Source organism: Streptomyces sp. TLI_185, assembly GCF_003814765.1.
GTDB lineage: Bacteria > Actinomycetota > Actinomycetes > Streptomycetales > Streptomycetaceae > Streptomyces.
Window position 1 is genome coordinate 10,488,271 of record NZ_RKRB01000001.1, and the last position, 17,706, is coordinate 10,505,976.

11 protein-coding genes and 3 pseudogenes are annotated in these 17,706 nt (G+C 66.6%); 10 read left to right on the plus strand and 4 right to left on the minus strand.

Annotated features, from left to right (window positions below):
- Positions 1-216 precede the first annotated feature (216 nt).
- Positions 217-498 carry a hypothetical protein gene (locus tag EDD92_RS48295; protein WP_123970165.1) on the plus strand — a complete coding sequence of 94 codons (282 nt, stop codon included), beginning with the start codon at positions 217-219 and terminating at the stop codon, positions 496-498.
- Positions 499-625: 127 nt separating this feature from the next.
- On the opposite strand, the gene EDD92_RS48300 is transcribed toward EDD92_RS48295, so the two are convergent.
- Positions 626-1,603 (minus strand): hypothetical protein, encoded by a 978-nt coding sequence (locus tag EDD92_RS48300; RefSeq protein WP_123970166.1) that lies wholly within the window; start codon positions 1,601-1,603, stop codon positions 626-628.
- Between the two features lie 326 nt (positions 1,604-1,929).
- On the opposite strand from EDD92_RS48300, the pseudogene EDD92_RS48305 reads away from it, so the two are divergent.
- Both EDD92_RS48305 and EDD92_RS48310 read left to right on the plus strand, forming a co-directional pair.
- A pseudogene (locus EDD92_RS48305) lies at positions 1,930-2,207 on the plus strand (transposase); the annotation flags it as partial.
- A 541-nt stretch (positions 2,208-2,748) separates the two neighbouring features.
- Complete coding sequence (locus EDD92_RS48310) at positions 2,749-3,774, plus strand: NucA/NucB deoxyribonuclease domain-containing protein (RefSeq protein WP_185124376.1); 1,026 nt, start codon at positions 2,749-2,751, stop codon at positions 3,772-3,774.
- A gap of 46 nt (positions 3,775-3,820) precedes the next feature.
- Here the strand turns inward: EDD92_RS48310 and EDD92_RS48315 are convergent, their stop codons facing one another.
- Together EDD92_RS48315 and EDD92_RS48320 are read right to left on the minus strand one after the other, a co-directional pair.
- Positions 3,821-4,264, minus strand: coding sequence for a hypothetical protein (locus EDD92_RS48315; protein ID WP_123970168.1), 444 nt, complete (start codon positions 4,262-4,264; stop codon positions 3,821-3,823).
- Positions 4,265-4,524: 260 nt separating this feature from the next.
- Positions 4,525-5,250, minus strand: a pseudogene (locus tag EDD92_RS48320) (hypothetical protein); the annotation flags it as partial.
- Between the two features lie 1,818 nt (positions 5,251-7,068).
- Between EDD92_RS48320 and EDD92_RS48325 the strand changes: the two are divergent.
- A complete protein-coding gene (locus tag EDD92_RS48325) occupies positions 7,069-7,359 on the plus strand; it encodes a hypothetical protein (protein ID WP_260327256.1) in 291 nt (96 codons plus the stop codon).
- Positions 7,360-7,663: 304 nt separating this feature from the next.
- On the plus strand, positions 7,664-8,164 hold the full coding sequence (locus EDD92_RS48330) for a hypothetical protein (protein ID WP_123970169.1): 501 nt from the start codon (positions 7,664-7,666) through the stop codon (positions 8,162-8,164).
- Between the two features lie 138 nt (positions 8,165-8,302).
- Here the strand turns inward: EDD92_RS48330 and EDD92_RS48335 are convergent.
- Positions 8,303-9,861, minus strand: a pseudogene (locus EDD92_RS48335) (hypothetical protein).
- Between the two features lie 151 nt (positions 9,862-10,012).
- Here EDD92_RS48335 and EDD92_RS48340 point away from each other — a divergent pair.
- The 5 genes from EDD92_RS48340 (at position 10,013) to EDD92_RS48365 (ending at position 17,467) form a co-directional block, all read left to right on the plus strand.
- A complete protein-coding gene (locus tag EDD92_RS48340) occupies positions 10,013-10,207 on the plus strand; it encodes a hypothetical protein (RefSeq protein ID WP_185124377.1) in 195 nt (64 codons plus the stop codon).
- Between the two features lie 67 nt (positions 10,208-10,274).
- Complete coding sequence (locus tag EDD92_RS48345; protein WP_123970170.1) at positions 10,275-10,877, plus strand: hypothetical protein; 603 nt, start codon at positions 10,275-10,277, stop codon at positions 10,875-10,877.
- Positions 10,878-10,991: 114 nt separating this feature from the next.
- Positions 10,992-11,609, plus strand: coding sequence for a hypothetical protein (locus tag EDD92_RS52660; RefSeq protein WP_185124378.1), 618 nt, complete (start codon positions 10,992-10,994; stop codon positions 11,607-11,609).
- A gap of 364 nt (positions 11,610-11,973) precedes the next feature.
- Positions 11,974-16,347: a non-ribosomal peptide synthetase gene (locus tag EDD92_RS48360; RefSeq protein WP_123970172.1), complete on the plus strand. Its 4,374-nt coding sequence runs from the start codon at positions 11,974-11,976 to the stop codon at positions 16,345-16,347.
- A gap of 70 nt (positions 16,348-16,417) precedes the next feature.
- A complete protein-coding gene (locus EDD92_RS48365; RefSeq protein ID WP_123970173.1) occupies positions 16,418-17,467 on the plus strand; it encodes a terpene synthase family protein in 1,050 nt (349 codons plus the stop codon).
- Positions 17,468-17,706 lie beyond the last annotated feature (239 nt).

Below are 17,706 nucleotides of genomic sequence, written 5' to 3' on the forward strand. Positions count from 1 at the left end.
AACCTACGGTCTTCCTGCCCACGATGGCCAAGATCGACTACTCGGTGCCGTTGTCGGAGTCGGCTCAACCCTGCTGGCCGACCGGGCCCGCTGGGGCCGAGAGGTCCAGAGCCAGGCGCTGGAACACAGGGCGCGCTCTACGGCGAGTTCCTCACCGCCCTCAACCTCGCCCAGGAATCCCTGTTCGCGGTCGCCTACGGCCGTCACCCGGTCGAGGTGACACGAGATCTCGCCGCACGCGCCGCCTTCGGCAACCACCAGGTCTACGCGGTTAGGGAGAGAGTCGTACTGTCGGGCCGCGAGCCCGTCGTGGCAGCCGCCGACCTGGCGTTCAACCGCTTGAAGGCGTTCCGCGACGTCGTTGGTTCCGGAGCCAAGCCCGACTCCCCAGAACTGGCGGACGTCATCGACGCCTATGGGACCGTCCTGCGCGAGTTGCGTGACGCCATGCATGACGAACTCGGCGAACCTCGCCTGGAGACGGACGTCTCCAACTGAAACCCGCCCTGTCCATGCGGCCTTAGCCGGGGCCGCTACAGACTGGTCGCCGGAGCCCGGCTCAAACCGCCTCAGCTGTCGGGGATCTTGTGGTGCTGTCCGTCTCATTGAGCAGTTTCGCTGCCGGTCACTTTCGCCAGGGAAGCGCCTTGTCGAGGATTCCCCCGACCTGCCCGGCCGTGTCTCGCCCGGCGACGATGCTGAGCACGCCAGCAACGATGAGGCTCCAGCGGAGGCTCCCTGCCGCCGCGGGTTGATCAGCCAGGAGCGGAATGAAGGGTAGTCCGACACCGGAAGCAATCATTACCAGGGGCGGCCAGGTGCGCATGAGGGCGCTGTATAGCCTGCGCACGACCGGCACCGAGTCCGGAGCATGCGCCAGTAGCGTGTCTCGGTCGCTTGTGGCAAGTGCTTCGACCGCCACCAACAGAGATGCGACAATCCTGTCCGCGTCTTCCACGGTGTGTGTTGTAGCTACCTTCTTCTGGTGGGCGCGAAATACAGCAGCCAGCCGCAGTCCGTCTTGTCGCAGTTCGTTTCTCGCGCGGGGTGATGCCCGGCCTGGCGCGGTCATCGCCTTGCCCGAGGCCAAGGCGAGCGATTCGAGGCGGTCGCAGGCGAGCCGGGCCGCTCTGGCGGAAAGACGCCAACGGCTGCTGCGGTGGAAATCAGCGGTAAGGTGTACGACGTCGATCAGTAATCCGTCGAACGGAAGGCATCGACGGGTAATTACCTTGTTGGTGATGGTGTCACTGAGCAAGGCTCCGAACCACACGGAAATCCAGAGACAGCACGCTGCCGCGCAGCCGAACGCGCCAAGCAAAACCAGACTTCGCGGACTGACCCTGCTTAGGTATAGGGCGACAGCCAGGGAACAGGCAGGAAGCAACACATCGACCGTCAGTGCTTCGGGAGCACTGGCCCTGCGTCTTCGGACCATGAAGTAGACCATGGTCGACGCGATAATAGCGATGAAAAACGCCCCTAATAATGCGACTGTAGACAGGGCTTTTTGATGCTGAACCTCTCCCTTGTCTACCGCCCATAGGGGAAGAATTACAAGCCATGAGGCCAACCCGCCGGCACTGCACAGGAATATAGGCACGGCCGCAACGTTATTCGCTTTGGCGCGAGCGTTTCGCCATCGCAGCGATGCATAGAGGACGGCTGTTCGCAAATGAGCCCATTCTGGGTCATCCCTGGCGGGAAGGGAGTCGAACCACTCCAAGTCGCTACGCACCAGTTGGCGCAGTTCGCGGACCGGGCGAGCTGGCCCAGGCGGCGGATATCCCCCGTTGAACATATAGGCAGGATAGGGCCACAACTCTTCGCTCGACACCTCCTGTCGGATGGGACGAAGTCAGGGCGACTTCAAGTTCCATGGTTAGGGGCTGGTTCGCGGTTCTTGGTGGTGGAGGTGGGGAGCAGCGCAGGCGCAAGCCCCGCACCTTGTATGCCGACCGTGGGTACGACCACGACAGCTATCGGCGCCGCCTGCGCGAGCGGCATCGTCCCGAGGATCGCCCGCCGCGGACAATCGCACGGCCTCGGGACTGGGGCGCGTCCGATGGGTCGCCGAGTCCGCCGTCGCCTGGCTCCACAGCCCCCGCCGCCTGCGGATCCGCTGGAAGACCAGCAATGACATGCACGACGCCTTCCTCCAACTCGCCCACTGCATGATCCTCGCCCGAAAGAACCCAGCATTCTGAAAGGAAGTCCTCGTCGTCAGGGCTGAGTTGGCGGGACGGCCTCCTGCCCATCGAGGGTCCAGACGGTCCAAGCCGACTCGTTGAATCGGTGGATTACGTCCCGCACGGCGTTGCCGGTGATCGTGCGACTGCTGCAGACAGGCCGACGACAGCGCCCAACAAGCTCTGGTTGCAGGGCATTTGTGCGACGGGCCGGACACGCTATGTGGCTCTGATCACCTTTCGGATGCCCTGCGGCGCGCGGACGGGCCGACCATCACCCCTTAGCTACATTGATCGCGACCAAGATCTACAGGGGGTATGTGTGAGACCTGCCAGACTGGCTCTGCCTGCCATCGCGAGCGCACTCGCTGTGCTTCTTTCACCGGCGACGGCGGTCAGTGCCACTGAGCCCACTGCATCCGATATCAACTACACGGCGACCTACACGCCGTTGGAACAAGTCGATTCACTTGCGGCTGACGCCCAGGGCATCGCTCCGTCTGTCGCCCGCGCCTCAAACCCGCGCCCTCCGGGCGGAGGTGACTTCGACTACCACGACGTGACGCACGGGGAATGCGTACGACACGGCAACAGTGCGGGCAAGCCCGAGTGGGTCAAGAACCACTTCGCTCTGTGCCGGCGAGGAACGGTTCAGGTCGTTGGCACGGACGTGCGTACCGGTGAGCCCGTCGGCACGCTCACCTATGTCGAGACGATCATCGGCTTCGCCTACCAGGGCGAGCGGAGCGTCAGCTTCGACCAGTACTTCGAGGACATCCAGACCACCGGCACCGTCAAGGACTCGACGACGTTCCTGATCAACCGGTGGAACCAGTCGAGCGGGACCGGCCCCATCCTGCACAAGGGGCAGAAGCACGGGGGCGTCACGCAGATCTCGGGCGGCTTCCGCGGTGAGGTCGGCGCGGCGCAAGAGGACGCCAGCATCAAGAACTGGAAGAGGGAGAGCATGGAACTGCTCACCTTCGACGAGGACGCAGCCTCAGGTACCGGCCGGGACAAGGTCCACAAGTTCGACTTCGTGCCCGCAACCTTCTTCATCGCCAAGGACAACAAGAACGTCCAGCTGCCCGAGCCCAAGATCAGTGTCCGGTTCGACAGTGCCTCCTATGAGAAGTACAAGACGGGCAGCATCTTCACCAACACCCGCAACACCTTGACGTACGACCGCAGCAACGCCGCCGTCAACGAGACGGCACAGCACATCTACGACGCTCAGCACCATCCCGAGAACACCGTCCCGACCAAGGCGGGTAAGGCGGTCCCCGGCGCACCGTCGGCGAAGCCGCTGCACCGGATCTTCTACGACACCACCCTGCGCAGGCAGAACCGCGACACCGCTCGGGCGGTCTGCCGGGCAAACTGGCCGAACTACTCCAGTCAGGACAAGGACTGTGATGAGTACCCCTTCGCTACCACCAAGGAAGGGGCCTACAAAGCCCAAGGCAACTTCTCCGCACGAGCACTGGACAGCACCGATAACCAGAAGGCTGGTTCTCAACTCTCAGCCTGGTACAACGACGCTCGCATCCTGGACGGCGACGCCTTCTACGTGCAGGTGAAGTAGTCCGCGAAGTCGGGGTGGTTCCGTGAGGGCCGCCCCGCCTGACGACTCAACGCCACAACTGGATCACGAACCGTTCGAAGAGCCGATATGCCTCAAGCTCTTCTTCCGGATCCTCCTCCTGCGGCCCCACCCACACGCGTACCTGATACGGCCCCGCATCCGCCAGCTCGTACTCGTCTCCGGAAGGCTCACGCATCAGGTTGATCAGCTGGATCTGTTCAGAATCGAAGGTGACGGGGGCCGGCTCGCCCATGCTCTGATACGCATCTCCGGGTGGTGCGTCCGGCATCGAGTCCCACAGCTCCACCCGAACCCGAGCCATCTGGTCTTCCAGCGCAGACGCGACTACGACGGAACCCTCGTGGACGAGAAACGACCCGTTCCGAGGGAGACGAGAGAAGGGCTCCTCGATCTCAGGGTCGGTATCGATCAGCGCGAGAAGGTGTCGTTCCACCAGCACCGTTGCTCCGAAGGAGTCGGCCAGTCCCACCTCATGCCTCCCGTCACTGTGTGCAAGAGCAGTCTGCCAAGCACGTGAGGTGAAGCCAACGACGGAGCAGCAGAGCGGGCAGAGCAGTGTGGCGCTGATCGCCAGCCGTGGCCATTGGCACTAGCGATCTTCAGCAGCTGAGGTCACGTCGGTTGGAGATCCAGCCCGGTCTTGGCCGTGAGGCTCTCGATGAGAGCGGGGCGGTACGGTAACGGACTTGTCCCTCCCAGCCCCGGGAATGGGATGACGCAAGCTGACTGTTACTCCGGCTGGTGTTCCGGGCCTCCGAAGTCCGGGCTGGTGTAGTCCGGGCTGGTGAAGCTCGGACGCGGGCCGGGAGCCGCACCGTCGTCCGGGCTGCGGAAGCCCGGTTGGTCGTAGCCGAGACGCGGCATACGGCTGGTCGACGCCGTTGTCGTGCTGTGCAGTGCCGCGGACGTTCCGGGGTCGGCGAGCGCCTCCCGCAGGAATGGCAAGATGCCGCGCTCTAGGAGTGCCTCGTGCCAGGCTTCTCTGGCCCGGGCCACTTCCCCGCTCAGTTCACCGTACGGTCCCGATTCGAGCGAGGACTGGGTGCGCAGCGCCGTGAGCAGCAGTCCGACAACGGCGACGACGATCGCGGCCGCGGTCACGGCGGCGAAAACCCATCCGGCGGTGATCATGGACTGTAGCCCGACGATGTAGCCGACGAGCAGGAAGATCGCCGCGGCCGTTCCGGCGAGGACGGGGGTGACGACGGCCGCGACGGCGCCCAGGCCCGCGCCGGCCCCGGCGGCCTCGCCGAGGGTGGTGGCGATCCCTGCTGCCGGCTCGCCTGCGGAGCCGGGTCCGCGGGTGGACGGCGGTGTGGACGGCGCCGGTTGGCGCAGTTCCTCGCGGACCTTCACGTAGTGCTGGTACTCGGCCGCCGCGGCCACCGTGATGAGTGCGGTGGCGTTGAGCGCCATGGTGCGCAGTTGTTCGCGATTGAGCTGCGCTCCGACAGCGTCGGAGCCGGATACACGGGCGGTCGGCGGCCGGGGCGTCTTCTCGCCGTACGGTTCGGCATGGGGCGAGGGCCTCTTACGCAGAGTTGTGACTAGCTGGACGATCATGCAGATGATGATCAAGCCGACCGTCACGGATCCGAACACCCAGCCTGCGGAAAACATGGGCCGGGCGGACGCCTTCCCGGAGCTGAACATCTTCAGGACGAGGCCGGCGAGGAAGCAGATCGCGGTGATTGCTCCGGAGAGGACGGTGGCGGGAGCGGCGAAGACGGCGAATGCACTGGATCCGGCCGCCTCGGTCGTCTCCGGGGGCGGTGTGGATTCCTCCGCCGCTCCGGCTGTCTTCGGTACGTCTGGACGGACGTGCAGGCCGAAGACTGCTGCCAGCAGACGCCGGCCGTAGGACATTCCGGCCCACCGCCGCGCCGCGACGCCGTTACTGATCCGGCGGCCGCCCGGTCGTTCGGCGCGCACGGTGGCCGCAGCGGGCCGCGGCCCCAGACCTGCCCGGCGATGGTGGTCGGCGCTTGCCGAGCGGGGGTTGGATTCGCGGGTGGACGGCGTCGGCCGGCGCCGTTCGCCGGGATTGGCCGCAGAACCGGAAGGGGCCTGTTCCGGCCGGGGCAGGGTGGAACGCAGCGCCTCATCGAGGATCTGCTCGAAATCCTGGCGGTCCTCGCTGTGCAGGTGCTGCGGAACGCTGTTCATGCCCCCTCCTCCCCGATCGTCCGCTGCTGCCATCGTTGCGCGCCGCCACCATCGAGGCCAGATCCCGCGCCGTCGGCCGGGTCCGTCGAGAAGGGAGTGTCCCCAGAGCGCAGGGACTCCGAAAGCTGTGTTCGGTCCCCAGGCGGTCCGTCGGGGGCGGGTTCCTGCGCGCGAGCAACCGGGGTAGGCGGCCGGGGCGATGACATCGGCCCCGTGGGCAACGGGCTTTCGGCACGGGCGGCGGACTGGGCAGGGCCGGGCGGAGACGCGGAGTGCGGGGGCCGGGGCTGCGTTCGGGGTGGGGAAGCGCCGGGCCCTGCGGCTGCTGCGGCACTGGAGCCGTCGGCACCAATAGCCGAAGGCGCTGCGCTCTCCCCGGCAGTCTCCGCCGGCCGCCGGTCGGCCGTCAGCGCATCGTTCACCGTCTCGACGCGGGTGAGCTGGGTCAGCAGCATAGGTGCCGACATGCCGACGACGAGAGCGGCGTACTCACCGCTGATCTGTCCCGTGGTGCCAAACAGCACCGTGGCACCGGCACCCATCACGATGTGCACGACAGGCATGAAGAGGTCGACGGTGGGATCGAAGTAGTCGGAGAACAGCGGGGCTTGTCGTCCTCCCCGCCGATGGCTGAGGCGCTCGGCCCGCCAGGACACGAGTCGGCTGTACAGGTCCACGGCCTCACGCAGCAGACCGCCCGCCGCCCCCAACACGATCAATGTCGGGACGTTCACGGTCTCTCCCGGGTGACGGGGCTGATGCCTGGCTGTGAACTTCTGTACACCGAAGCAGCGTAGGTCCGCGCGCACGCAACAAGGAAGTGCCCAAAGCGGCTCGCCAGTCTGCCAACTGCTTATCCCTCACGCACAGTTGCAAGCGGCGGCGTTCCCGAGGGGAAGGTGTGGAGTCAGACGCGCCAGACCATGCGCGGCAGATCACCCGGCCTGACCTGCGAAGCCGTATCTCAACCGATCTTGGAGCATACGGGTCGAACAGGCCCTCAAGATCGAAAATGGACCGTCTTGGCGGAGAAGGTCACGCAGCTCATCGTTCGAGGCAACCGGTTCATCGTGCTGGATCGAGGGGGCGCTCGCCCTCATCGACGGCATGACCCGGGACGACCTCGAAGGTCCCGAGTTCACCGATGCCTACACCGAGGCTATGGCGAAGATCATCGAGGCGAAGCGGGAGGACAAGCCGCTGCCCGAAGCCCCGGAGCCCGAGCAGCCGGGCCAGGTCCTCGACCTCATGGCTGCCCTGACCGAGTCCGTCCAGCAGGCCAAGGCCTCCTGCGGCGAGAAGGCAGACGTTCACGAGCTGCCGAAGAAGACCGCAAAGAAGCAGCCGGCCAAGAAGACCACGAAGAAGCCAGCGGCACGCAGGCCCCGCAGCGCCTGATCCCACCCCGCGTCCGGCAGGGGTTTCGGATACCTCCGCCCGCAGCTGGGCAGTCCGACCCGTGGGCCGGGCGGGAGCCCTGGCCCGAGGTGGCAGGATGACCACAGCGGGCGCCTGTCGACCTTTCGGTCGCCCGCCGCCCGCTGTGCCGCCTCTCCCCGACGATCCCCTCTGCTGCCGCCAGAACGGATCGTGGAACTGCTGGGCCAGGCCGGGCTGTTGGTCTCCGCGCGGATGGTGCAGGAGCCTGGGGAGGGCAGGCAGAGGCGGATCGCGACGCTGTTCGCGCAGAAGGAGCGTTGACATGGCCCGGCGGGGCGACGAGTTGTCCGTGCTGATGAAGCGCCTCTCGCATCAGGGGCGCGTGTACGTCCGCTCTGGGCTGCTGCGGCCGACGAGCGGTGGCGCGAGCGGGGTCGTGGCCGCTGTGGCCGCTGAAGTGCACACCCTGTTCAGGCAGCTGTGCCGGAAGGACTGGCAACAGAAAACCTCCGATTCGACGGGACCAGCGCCCGTTGAGCAGGTCGAGGAGGCACTGGACGGCATCGACGCGGGGAGGGCTGAGTCTGTCCTGGGGCGCCTTGCCTCCCAGTGCCTCGTGTGGTCCCGCGTCGTGTTCATGGACCCTGCCGAGGCCGCTGTCGTCGCGGGGCAGGTCGTTGAACTCCTCGGGTCGGCAGCGCAATGGTGGTCCAACGGCGACAGCGACAGTTTGTCGGACATCTCCGGCTGTACGTTCGAAAGCTTCGTTGCCGGCACCGACGGCCGCCGTTTCGCCGTACTGATCCAGGTGGGCGAGGACTGACTGGCACAGCTGGACCCCATCGGCGTCAGCGGCCTCGTCTACGCGACCACCGGAGCCCAGGGCTGTCAGTGGCTTGTCACCGGCGGGAACCCCAGATCCTGGTCGTTCTCGTCGTGCCGGGCGGCCAGGGCCGGCTTCCTACAGCAGCCCGCCCAGCGGCAGGACGCGCTCGGTGAGCTGCCCACGCAGCCTTCCTCCGGCAGTGTCGGCTTCGGCGAGCCAGTCGGCGGCGACCAACAGCTCGGTGTGCTCGGCGACTTGGCCGGGCGGCAGGGCGCAGAAGGCGGCGACCTGGTCCAGGGGGAGTCCGCCGTCCTCGGCGTGTCCGAGGCGGCCGTCGGGGCGGGTGTGGGCGGCGGTGTACAGGGCCAGGAGCCGGGTGGCGGCGACCGGTTTCTTCTTTCGGATCTTGCGGTCGCCCACGACTTTCTGTGCCCAGCCGGAGATCCTTGACCGGTGGGCTTTGGCGATGGTGAGGGGGCGGGGCTGGTCGGGCAGCAGCGTGGGGATGGTGAACGCGGTGGGGTCCTCGGGACGGGCGGCCATCACTTCGGCGACGGTGCCGGGCAGGCGCAGCCAGTCAGCCGTGACCAACTGCTGAAGTACTCGCTCGGCGTCGCCTTGGAGCCAGCCGGTGAGGTCCTGGCTGGTGACGTTCCCGGTTCCGGCGCGCGCGGCCCGCAGGGCGAGCATGAGCACCACCAGGTGTACCTCGGGCTCCGGGTGCGGGGCACGGGCGGTGACGTGTCCAGCACGGTGCGGGCGTGCGCGGCCTGTTGCCGGGTCAGCAGCCGTTCCACCGCCGGCCCGTCGTCCGCCGTGTCGCCGACGGGCCGGCCGCCACGGTTGGTGTGCATCTCGCGGGTGGTCTGCGCGGCCTTCTCGGCCCGGTGCGCCTCGTGGCGCAGGGAGCCGTCGCCACTCACGTCGGCCCACTGGCGGAAGGCGCGGGCCTTCCGCTCGTGGAGTTCGGCGAGGAGGGCGAGGTCGGGCTCGGTGCGCTGCTGGTAGACGCGGAACGCATCCCCGAGCTCGGTGAGCTCCACCCGCAGGGCGTCAGGCTCGAGGTCGCGCGGCACGATCCGCTGTGCGATCTTCCCCGACCGCTTCGCCCGCCGGGACGTATTACCCGGTGAGGTTGCGCGGGCGCGAGGGACCGTGCCGCCTGCGGGCTCCGGTCGCTCCGCGGCTGGCGTTCCTGCCGCCTGGCGCGTCCCGGCCGGGGTGGCGCGGGCCGGGAGGGAGGCGGTGTCCAGGACACGGCAGTCGGGAGTGGCGGCCGCGCACCGGGCGCACATCTCCGCGATCCGCCACAGCCGCCCGGCACGGTCCGCGTACACCGTCAGGGTCACCGGGCCGCCGCAGCGCACTGACCCCGCCGCCGGCCGTGCCCCGCCGCGGGGTCCGGTGTCGGGGTCAGGGGTGTGCCACGCGCAGTCGGCGGCGCGGCAGGCGCACCACGCCTCGCTGCGCGGCCCGCCGCCCTCGCGGATGTGGGCCAGGTGCGTGTTGACGTGTTCCACCGCTGCCTTGCGCCCGGCAGCGGTGCCACCGGGGAAGCGCCGATCGGCGCAGGCCGGGCGGGAGCAGGAGAGTCTCACCGTGCCGGCGGAGGGGCGGCCGTAGGGGTCCAGGCGTACCGCCCACACTCGTCCCGCGATGCGCTCCTCCTGCTGCGTGCCGGCCTCCACGGCCATGTCCGTACTCCCAGCGTTGCTTGATTCTTTGCTCCGGGGCCCCATCATCGGGGGTGATCGTCGATCAGCCCCCTGGGGAACGGAAAATTCAGTCGGGCGTGCCGCGTGTTGACGATGCGCAGCGGGATGTGTTGCGCCGTCGGCCGCTGAGATGGCCATGGTCCTGAGCCTGTTCGTCGCCAAGATCCACGGCCTGGCCGTCGCCCGCGGCCAGGGCATCGCCGCGATGCTGCTCAAGCGGACCTGGCAGATGCACCAGCAGCTCGGCGACCGCATCGCCCTGCCCTTCCGGCTCGGCGTCGGCGACGACCAGAGCGTCTTCACCCGCTGGCGCCCGCGCCACTGACCAACGATGAGACCAGGGCGGCGAATTCTGCTGATGTCGGCCGCGTGCGTACTTCAGGATGCCGCTCATGGACCAGGGAATCGCCGCCTTAGCGGGCGCAGGAATCGGTGTCGTCGGATCGTTGGGAACGGCGGGTCTCGCCTACCTTGCCGCCGGGCGGCAGGCTCGCGAGCGCGGGCGGATAGAACACGCGCAGAAGCTCAGAGAGGAACGGCGTGCGGCTTACCGGCTGTTTCAGCAGGCAGCCGAGCCGATCGACGACGCGTTGAACCGGGTCGGGTTGGGGGCAGTCGACGGACCCGCCAGCTCATTCCTGCTCACCAGCCGCAACCTGCGGCTCTCTGAACAGGAGATCAGTGGTGCTGTCCGGGAACTGAGGAAGCTGCTGGTCGAAGTCCAGCTCAACGGTCCGGACGCTGCGGCGGCCGCGGCACAGGAGGTCTACGTCTGCGGCCGCATATTGAACGACGAGTTCCGTCTGCTTGTCGAACGTATCCGTCGCGCTCCGTGGCGCGGTCGGGCGGCGGAGGACGAGGAACGCCGTAACCTGGCTCTCCATGAGGCCCGCGCCACGTTCGACGCGGGCAGGGATGCATTCGCCCGCTTCTCCCGGTCCGTCGTGGAGGATCACGGACTTGAGGAACGTCGGCCGCGCCCAGGCCGAGCATGATCGTTCTCAGCGCCAGCCGCCTGCTACATCCCCGAGCGCACCGCCCAGCGCATCGTGGCCGGCCTCGAACGGGCCGGCTACCTGAGCCGAAAGCGACGAGCAGGGGCGCCGTCGATGGATGACGTGGGCGTGGCCGTCCGTGCGGCGTCGTACGGTGGCGGGGTGCGCGATCCTGAGGACATGGAGATCGAGGTCCTCGTCGTGCCTGACTGCCGCAACCGGCATCTTGCCGAGCAGCGGCTGCGGCACGCGCTACACGCCACCGGCATGGCCAGGACCGTTGTCACCACCCGGGTCGTCGCCGACCAGGCGGAGGCCGAACGTATCGGCTTCACCGGCTCCCCGACCATCCTCATCGACGGTCGCGGCTCCTTCGCCCAGCCGGACGCCGTGCCATCGCTGTCCTGCCGAGCCGGTCACCACGTCGACCAGGTGCACCACGTCGCCGACCGTCGTCATCTGCGCGTCCGGCACCGCGCTTTGGGCGAGGAACAGCCCTCAGCGGATCACCGACGCCACCGAGGAAGCGTTCCACCTCCGGTGCCGGCCCGTCCGCGGTTTCTCCGGAAGGCCGGCCGCCCAGTGGGCGGGGTTGCCGAACGTCGGCGCTGCGTGGGCACGCGCGGACATGAACGACACTGTGCCGCCCAGCAACTGGCCCTCGGCCGTGCCGTCCTCGCCGACGGTCAGCAGGACGCGGGCGTATCCGTAGAGCCAGCCGCGACACCCTGAAGCTCGCCGTCGGCGCCCCGCAACTGGTCATGGGGACGCGTGGGCCGCGCGATCCGGCGTACGTTCATCATGCGCGCCTTCTGAGTACTCCTGTGGATCGGCAAGATGCGGCCAAATCCGATTCCTGCATGACGCGCTGGGCATGCACATAGCGCCCAGTCCGCTACGACCTGGCTGAACAGTCGCCGTAGGGCCGCGACGGCGACCGATTCCCAAGCGCTGCAATGGTCCCTTCTAGCCGATAGCAGCGGGGTGCGTTCTGCCTCGGAGCGGCTTGCTGACCCCGGGTGCTGTCCATCACCGCCGAGCCGACCACAACCCGGAAAGGCTCAGTGCAACTTACTTTGTGATTGAGAGATGAACTATGCCTGACCTTCCTGTAAGCCTGGTAAACGAGTTACGGGCGTGGAACGAGACCACGGTTGACTTTCCTGCGCTGCCACTTCCCGCATTGCTGCGCCAGCGCGCTGAATTGTGCCCTGATGCCATTGCCGTGCAGGATTTGAGTGAATCACTCAGTTACGCCGAATTGGTCGCCCAGGCACACCGGCTCGCGCGATACCTGCAGGGATTGGGAGTGCAGCCGGGCACGCGGGTTGCATGCGCGCTGCCGCGTGGCGTGCCCGCGATCGTGGTGCAGGTGGCCGTCTTTGCGCTCGGCGCGGTTCATGTGCCGATCAACGCGGCCTACCCGGAGGCGCTGCTATCACGCCTGCTGGCCGACGTCGACGCGCAGTTCATGGTGGCCATGCAGGACCAGGAGGTCTCGTCGAAGGCGAAGCGGATCGACCTCGATGATCCCTCGGTGGGCCGTGCGGTTGCCGCCTTGGCGGGCGATCGGCTTGAGCGCGATCCCATGCTCAAGGACCTCGCCTATGTCATCCACACCTCCGGCACCTCGGGACGACCGAAACCGGTTGCGGTGTCACACGGGGCCATCTCGAACTCCATGCAGGCATACGCGCACCGCTATTCCACGCCGATCACCAGGCTCGTCCTCGTCTCGCCGATGACGGTCGATGCGTGCCTGGCCGGCATCTGGTGGACCCTGCTGTCCGGAGGTTGCTTGCGACTGTTGTCTCCCGATACGGCGCAAGCGGTCGGCGAGCTGGTCTCGGCATTGTCGGACGGTGAGACCAGCCATACGGTGCTCACTCCGTCGCTGTACCGAGCCGTTCTGTCCTCCGTGGGGACTGCGACGACGACGCCGTCAGCGTTGCGGCAGGTCATGGTCGCGGGTGAACAGTGCCCGCCGGACCTAGTATCCGAGCACTACCGCGTGCTATCGGATGTCGACCTGGTCAACGGGTACGGACCTACCGAGGCGGCGGTGTGGTGTGCCTCGGCGACCCTGCAGCCTGGCACCGACGTCGTTGTCGGTACCCCGATCGCCAACACCGAACTGTGGGTGCTCGACGCACTTGGCCAGATCATGGCGCCCGGCGAATTCGGCGAAGTGTGCGTCGGGGGCGTGAGCCTGGCCGATGGGTACCTCGGCAACCCCGAGCTGACCCGTGCGCGGTTCGTGCCGCATCCGCTCGACTCCCGACGTGTGGTCTATCGGACCGGTGACCTCGGCCGCTGGCGGGCCGACGGTCGGGTGGAACTGCGGGGACGATTGGACGACCAGATCAAGATCCACGGGTACCGGGTCGAGCCGGACGGTGTCGCCGATGCGCTGCGCACGCACCCCGGAGTGCGAGATGCCGTCGTCACAGCCCACGACGGTCTGATCGCCTACGTGGTCCCGGAGTGGGATGAGCAGTCGGCGGCCGAGCAGCTGCGGCAATCCTGGTCCACGGTTATCGATGACCTCGACCATGGGGACCAGCGGATCGGGTGGACCAGTAGCTACACCGGAGAGCGACTGTCCGATCAGGACATGGACGAGTGGGTCGCGGATACGGTGCGGCTGGCCGAGGAGGGCAACCCCCGGTCGCTGGTGGAACTGGGTTGCGGCACCGGCATGCTACTCACCAAGCTCGCGCCCGGTCGTGACCGCGTCGTTGGACTCGACATGTCGCGGCCGACGCTGGACGCGTTGGCGGAGACGCTCGACACGCTCGGCCTGCATCACGTGGAGCTGCGGCACGGCGACGCTCGCGACGTGAACTCGCTGAGCGGCTTCGACCTGGTGCTGTGTAATTCGGTCACCCCGTATTTCTCTGGTCCCGACCAGTTGGCCGCCGTGCTGTCCGGCGCGCTGCGCGCGACGACACCCGAGGGCCGGGTGGTGTTCGGTGATGTCAAGGATCTGGGCCTGGAGGACGCTCTGCACGCCGCCGTGGTGCTTGCGAGTGCCGACGACGACGTACCGGTGGCGACGCTGCGGGAGCTGTGGCGGCGGCGCATCGACCTCGACCCGCACTTCCTGGTCGACCCGCGGTGGTTCCTCCAAGCGGCTGGCGACCGGAGAGTCGAGGTCCGTCCTCGCCAAGGGGCGGCTCGCAATGAGATGAACGACTTCAGGTTCGACGCGGTCGTCTTCCCCGGTCCCGCCAACGAGATCGAGATCGCCGAGTGGGTGCCGTGGCCGGGAAGTCCCGAAGCGCTGCGGGCTCTGCTCACCGGCGATGAACCGATCGGTGTGCTGCGGGTGCCCAACCAGCGCACCGCGGGCGCGTGCGTTATACGCGCGCAGCTGACGAGCAGCGACGATGAACACACCGCAGGGTCGCTTCGCCAGTTGGCCGCGGAGGCCGACAGTAGCGCCGTGCGTCCGGAGCAGCTCACCGCGTTGGCCGCAGAACTCGGCTGGACGGTCCGGTTCTCCAGGGCGTCGGGATGGACGTGCGGTGGGCTGGACGCAGCGTTCCTGCCCCCGTCGGCCGATGGTGACCTCCCGGTGCGATGGCCGCAGCAGCCGTGCGAGGGGGAGTTGACCAACGCGCCGATCCGTCGGCACGTGATCGCCTCGGCCATCGAGCGACTGCTGCCGGATCTGCGTGAACATGCTGCCGGACGGCTGCCCGAGCACGAGCGTCCCTCGACCTACGTCGTGCTGACCGAGCTGCCACTGACCGAGTCCGGCAAACTCGACCGCGCCGGGCTGGTCGCGCCGCCAGCCGAACGTCCCGCGCTGAGCACCCCGTACGTCCGACCGGTGCTGCCGATCGAGTGCCGCGTCGCGGAGATCCTCGCCGAACTACTCCGCTTGGACCGGGTGGGTGTACACGACAACTTCGTCGAACTCGGCGGTGACTCCCTGCTTGCGGTGCGGGCGGCGGTGCGGCTGAGAACTGCGTTCGGTGTCGATCTGCCCGTGCGGACGGTGTTCGACGCACCGACAGTCGTGCAGCTTGCCGCTCTGCTGGCCGATTCCCCACACCAGACGGTCGCACCGCAGGCGGCCACCATTCAAGAGTCTGCTGTGGACCAAGAGACTTTGCCGCTCAGTCCTGCGCAGATGTTGTTGTGGGCCTACGACCTTCAGTTCAACAGGGGACTAGTTCCCGGCCCGGATTTCACCCTCGGCAGTCACTACCGCATCAGCGGCCCACTGGACACGAACGCGCTCGCTCGAGCTGTGGACGAGGTTGTAAACCGCCACGAGGCGCTGCGCACCACTCTGCAACTGGTGGGGGAGCCGGAGGACCTATACCAGGTGATCGATCCACCAACGACCGAGATCCTGCGGGTAGTCACCTCGGACCGGGCCGATATCGCCGCCGTGCTCGCCGAGCTGCAAGAGTCCACCCCGCTGCTCCCCGCTCAGGGCAAGGTCTTCGCCGCCGAGTTGGTAAGCGGCCCGAACCAGGAGCATCTGCTGTCGCTGCGCATGCACCACATGGTGTCCGATGGGCACTCGGTCGGCGTTGTGGAGCGTGAAATTTCTCAGCTGTACCAGGAAATCTGCTCCGGTCACGAGGCTGCCCTGCCCGGGCCGCCGAGCTATCGCGGGCTGCTCGGCACGTCTGCCTCGGTGCCGGCCCCGGACGATCTTCTGTACTGGACCCAGAAAGTCGCGGGATGCGGGCCCGTGGAGCTGGTGCCGCCGTGGCATCTCGAGACGGTGACCGAACCGCACGCCACGCTGGTGCGCAGCCTGGTCCTGCCCGCCCCCCAGGCACAGCCATTCCTGCGTTTCGCACGGTCCCAGCGGGTCACCTTGCACAGCGCGCTCTATGCCGTGCTGTGCACGCTCATCGCCGCCGACACCGGCGATCGGGACGTGCGACTGCTGACGGTCAGCGCGGCACGGCACAGCGCAGAGCTGGAGCGCACGGTCGGACTGGTCCTCGACGCGGTATTGGTGCGCCATCACCTGCGCCCCGGACTGCCTGTTGGCGAAGCCTTCACTGCGGCGGGAGGCGACCTGTGCGAGGCCCTACGGCACGACAGCATCCCACTGCTCGGGTTGTGCCAGCTGTTGCCCGACATGCTGGCGGCCTTCGGCCCGTCGCAATCGGTCGTTTTCGAGGTGCTGGCACCGGTAAACGGTCTGAGCTTCGAGAGCTGCTCGATCCGGCACAGTGATCAGCTCAAAGACGACTTCGCGGGCCGGATGTTCCAGCTCCCAGCCCAGCTCGCCGTGATCGCGCGCCCGGAGGGTGACGCGCTGCGGCTCGCGGCCGTGTACGACCCTGCCTTCGTTCCGGTGTCCTATGTGGACAGTCTGCTGGCGCGGATGCGTGACGTCGTGGTGGCCTGCGTCGAGCCCGACTCACAACCATTGGACCAGCTCGCCCTGCCGGATCCCTGGCTCACCGCGCTGTGGGAACAGGGCCGCCCGCAATGACGGTGCACAGCACCGAAACGTTCACGGTTATCGCGACAGGCTCACCAATCGACATCATCGGAAGGATGCGATGATTACTGACATTCCGCCGGATTTTGCATTTACCCGCGATCCGGGCGACAAAATAGAAAACTTACATCGATTGGAGATCCGGCTCCCATTTGAGGCGCGCAAGAACCCAAATTGTATCGAAGCGCAACGGCATAATCGGGATTGGAGCGTTCGATTCGGCCTTATCCAAGGCGAAGAGGCGCTGGCCAAGCTCGATGCCGCATACCTTGCCGGCTTCACATCCTACTGGTTCCCTACGGCCTCCCTCAAGGATTTGCTAGTGGTCGCCAACTGGAACCTCCTGTTCTTCCTTCTCGATGATGTACAGAATTCGGCGGTAGCCGGGAATCGGCTGGACGAATATGACAATCTTCGATATTTGGCGTGGAGGACCATCCAGGGCGATAAGGTCACCGTCGACCATCCTCTCGTCGCCGCACTCTCCGATTTGTGCTCACGCACATTCCCCGGTCGATCTTCGGGCTGGTCACGGCGTTTTCGTATGAGTCTTGAGATCTGGTTGTTAGGCCACGCCAGACAGAATGCTTTCTGGGCCACAGGAAGCATGCCTGACGTGCAGGAGTACCTGCGACTGCGTCGTGACGAATGCACTTGTTACCCCTCGTCTAACCTGGTTGAGATTGCGGAAGCCGCCGAACTTCCGGACTCGGTTTTCCATCACAAGTCGTATCAAACAATCATCGATAGTGCGGCCGATGTAATGTGCTGGACGAACGATGTGCACTCCCTTTCCGTCGAAGTCGCGGGAAACGAACCGGCCAACATGATCACCATTCTCCGTAAACAACGCGGGCTTGATCTGAAGGAAGCCGTCGCCGAGGTACTACGCCTTATCGAGGCGCGCACCCGCGAAAATGTCTCCGCAGTAAATTCGCTCAAGAAGGATTTGAGCGAACAAAATGTTCCTGGCGAAATCTGGGGAAATCTTGAGCGGTGCATCCGGGCGCATCAGTCCGTCATCTCGGGAATGGAACTCTGGGACCGGATGGAGACGAACAGATTCGACCCTGCATCAATGCCACTTAGAGCGTGTCCTACGTGGTTGTGATCCGCTGATCTGTGGCAGCTAGTCTGTTGCGGTCCAGGAACTGTCGCGGCGTCTGGTGCCAGATGAGTTGTGGGCGTTGTGGGTCGCGATCCACGAAGTCGATTCCTTGTGCGGCCGTCAGCTGCGGCTACGTCCAGCACGCGTCACCCCCCACTGACGTTGCCGACGCCGTCACCCGCTCCCACCTTCAAGGGGAGATGAACCGGCGCACACCCGGTCCAAGTCGTGCGGTACGTGAG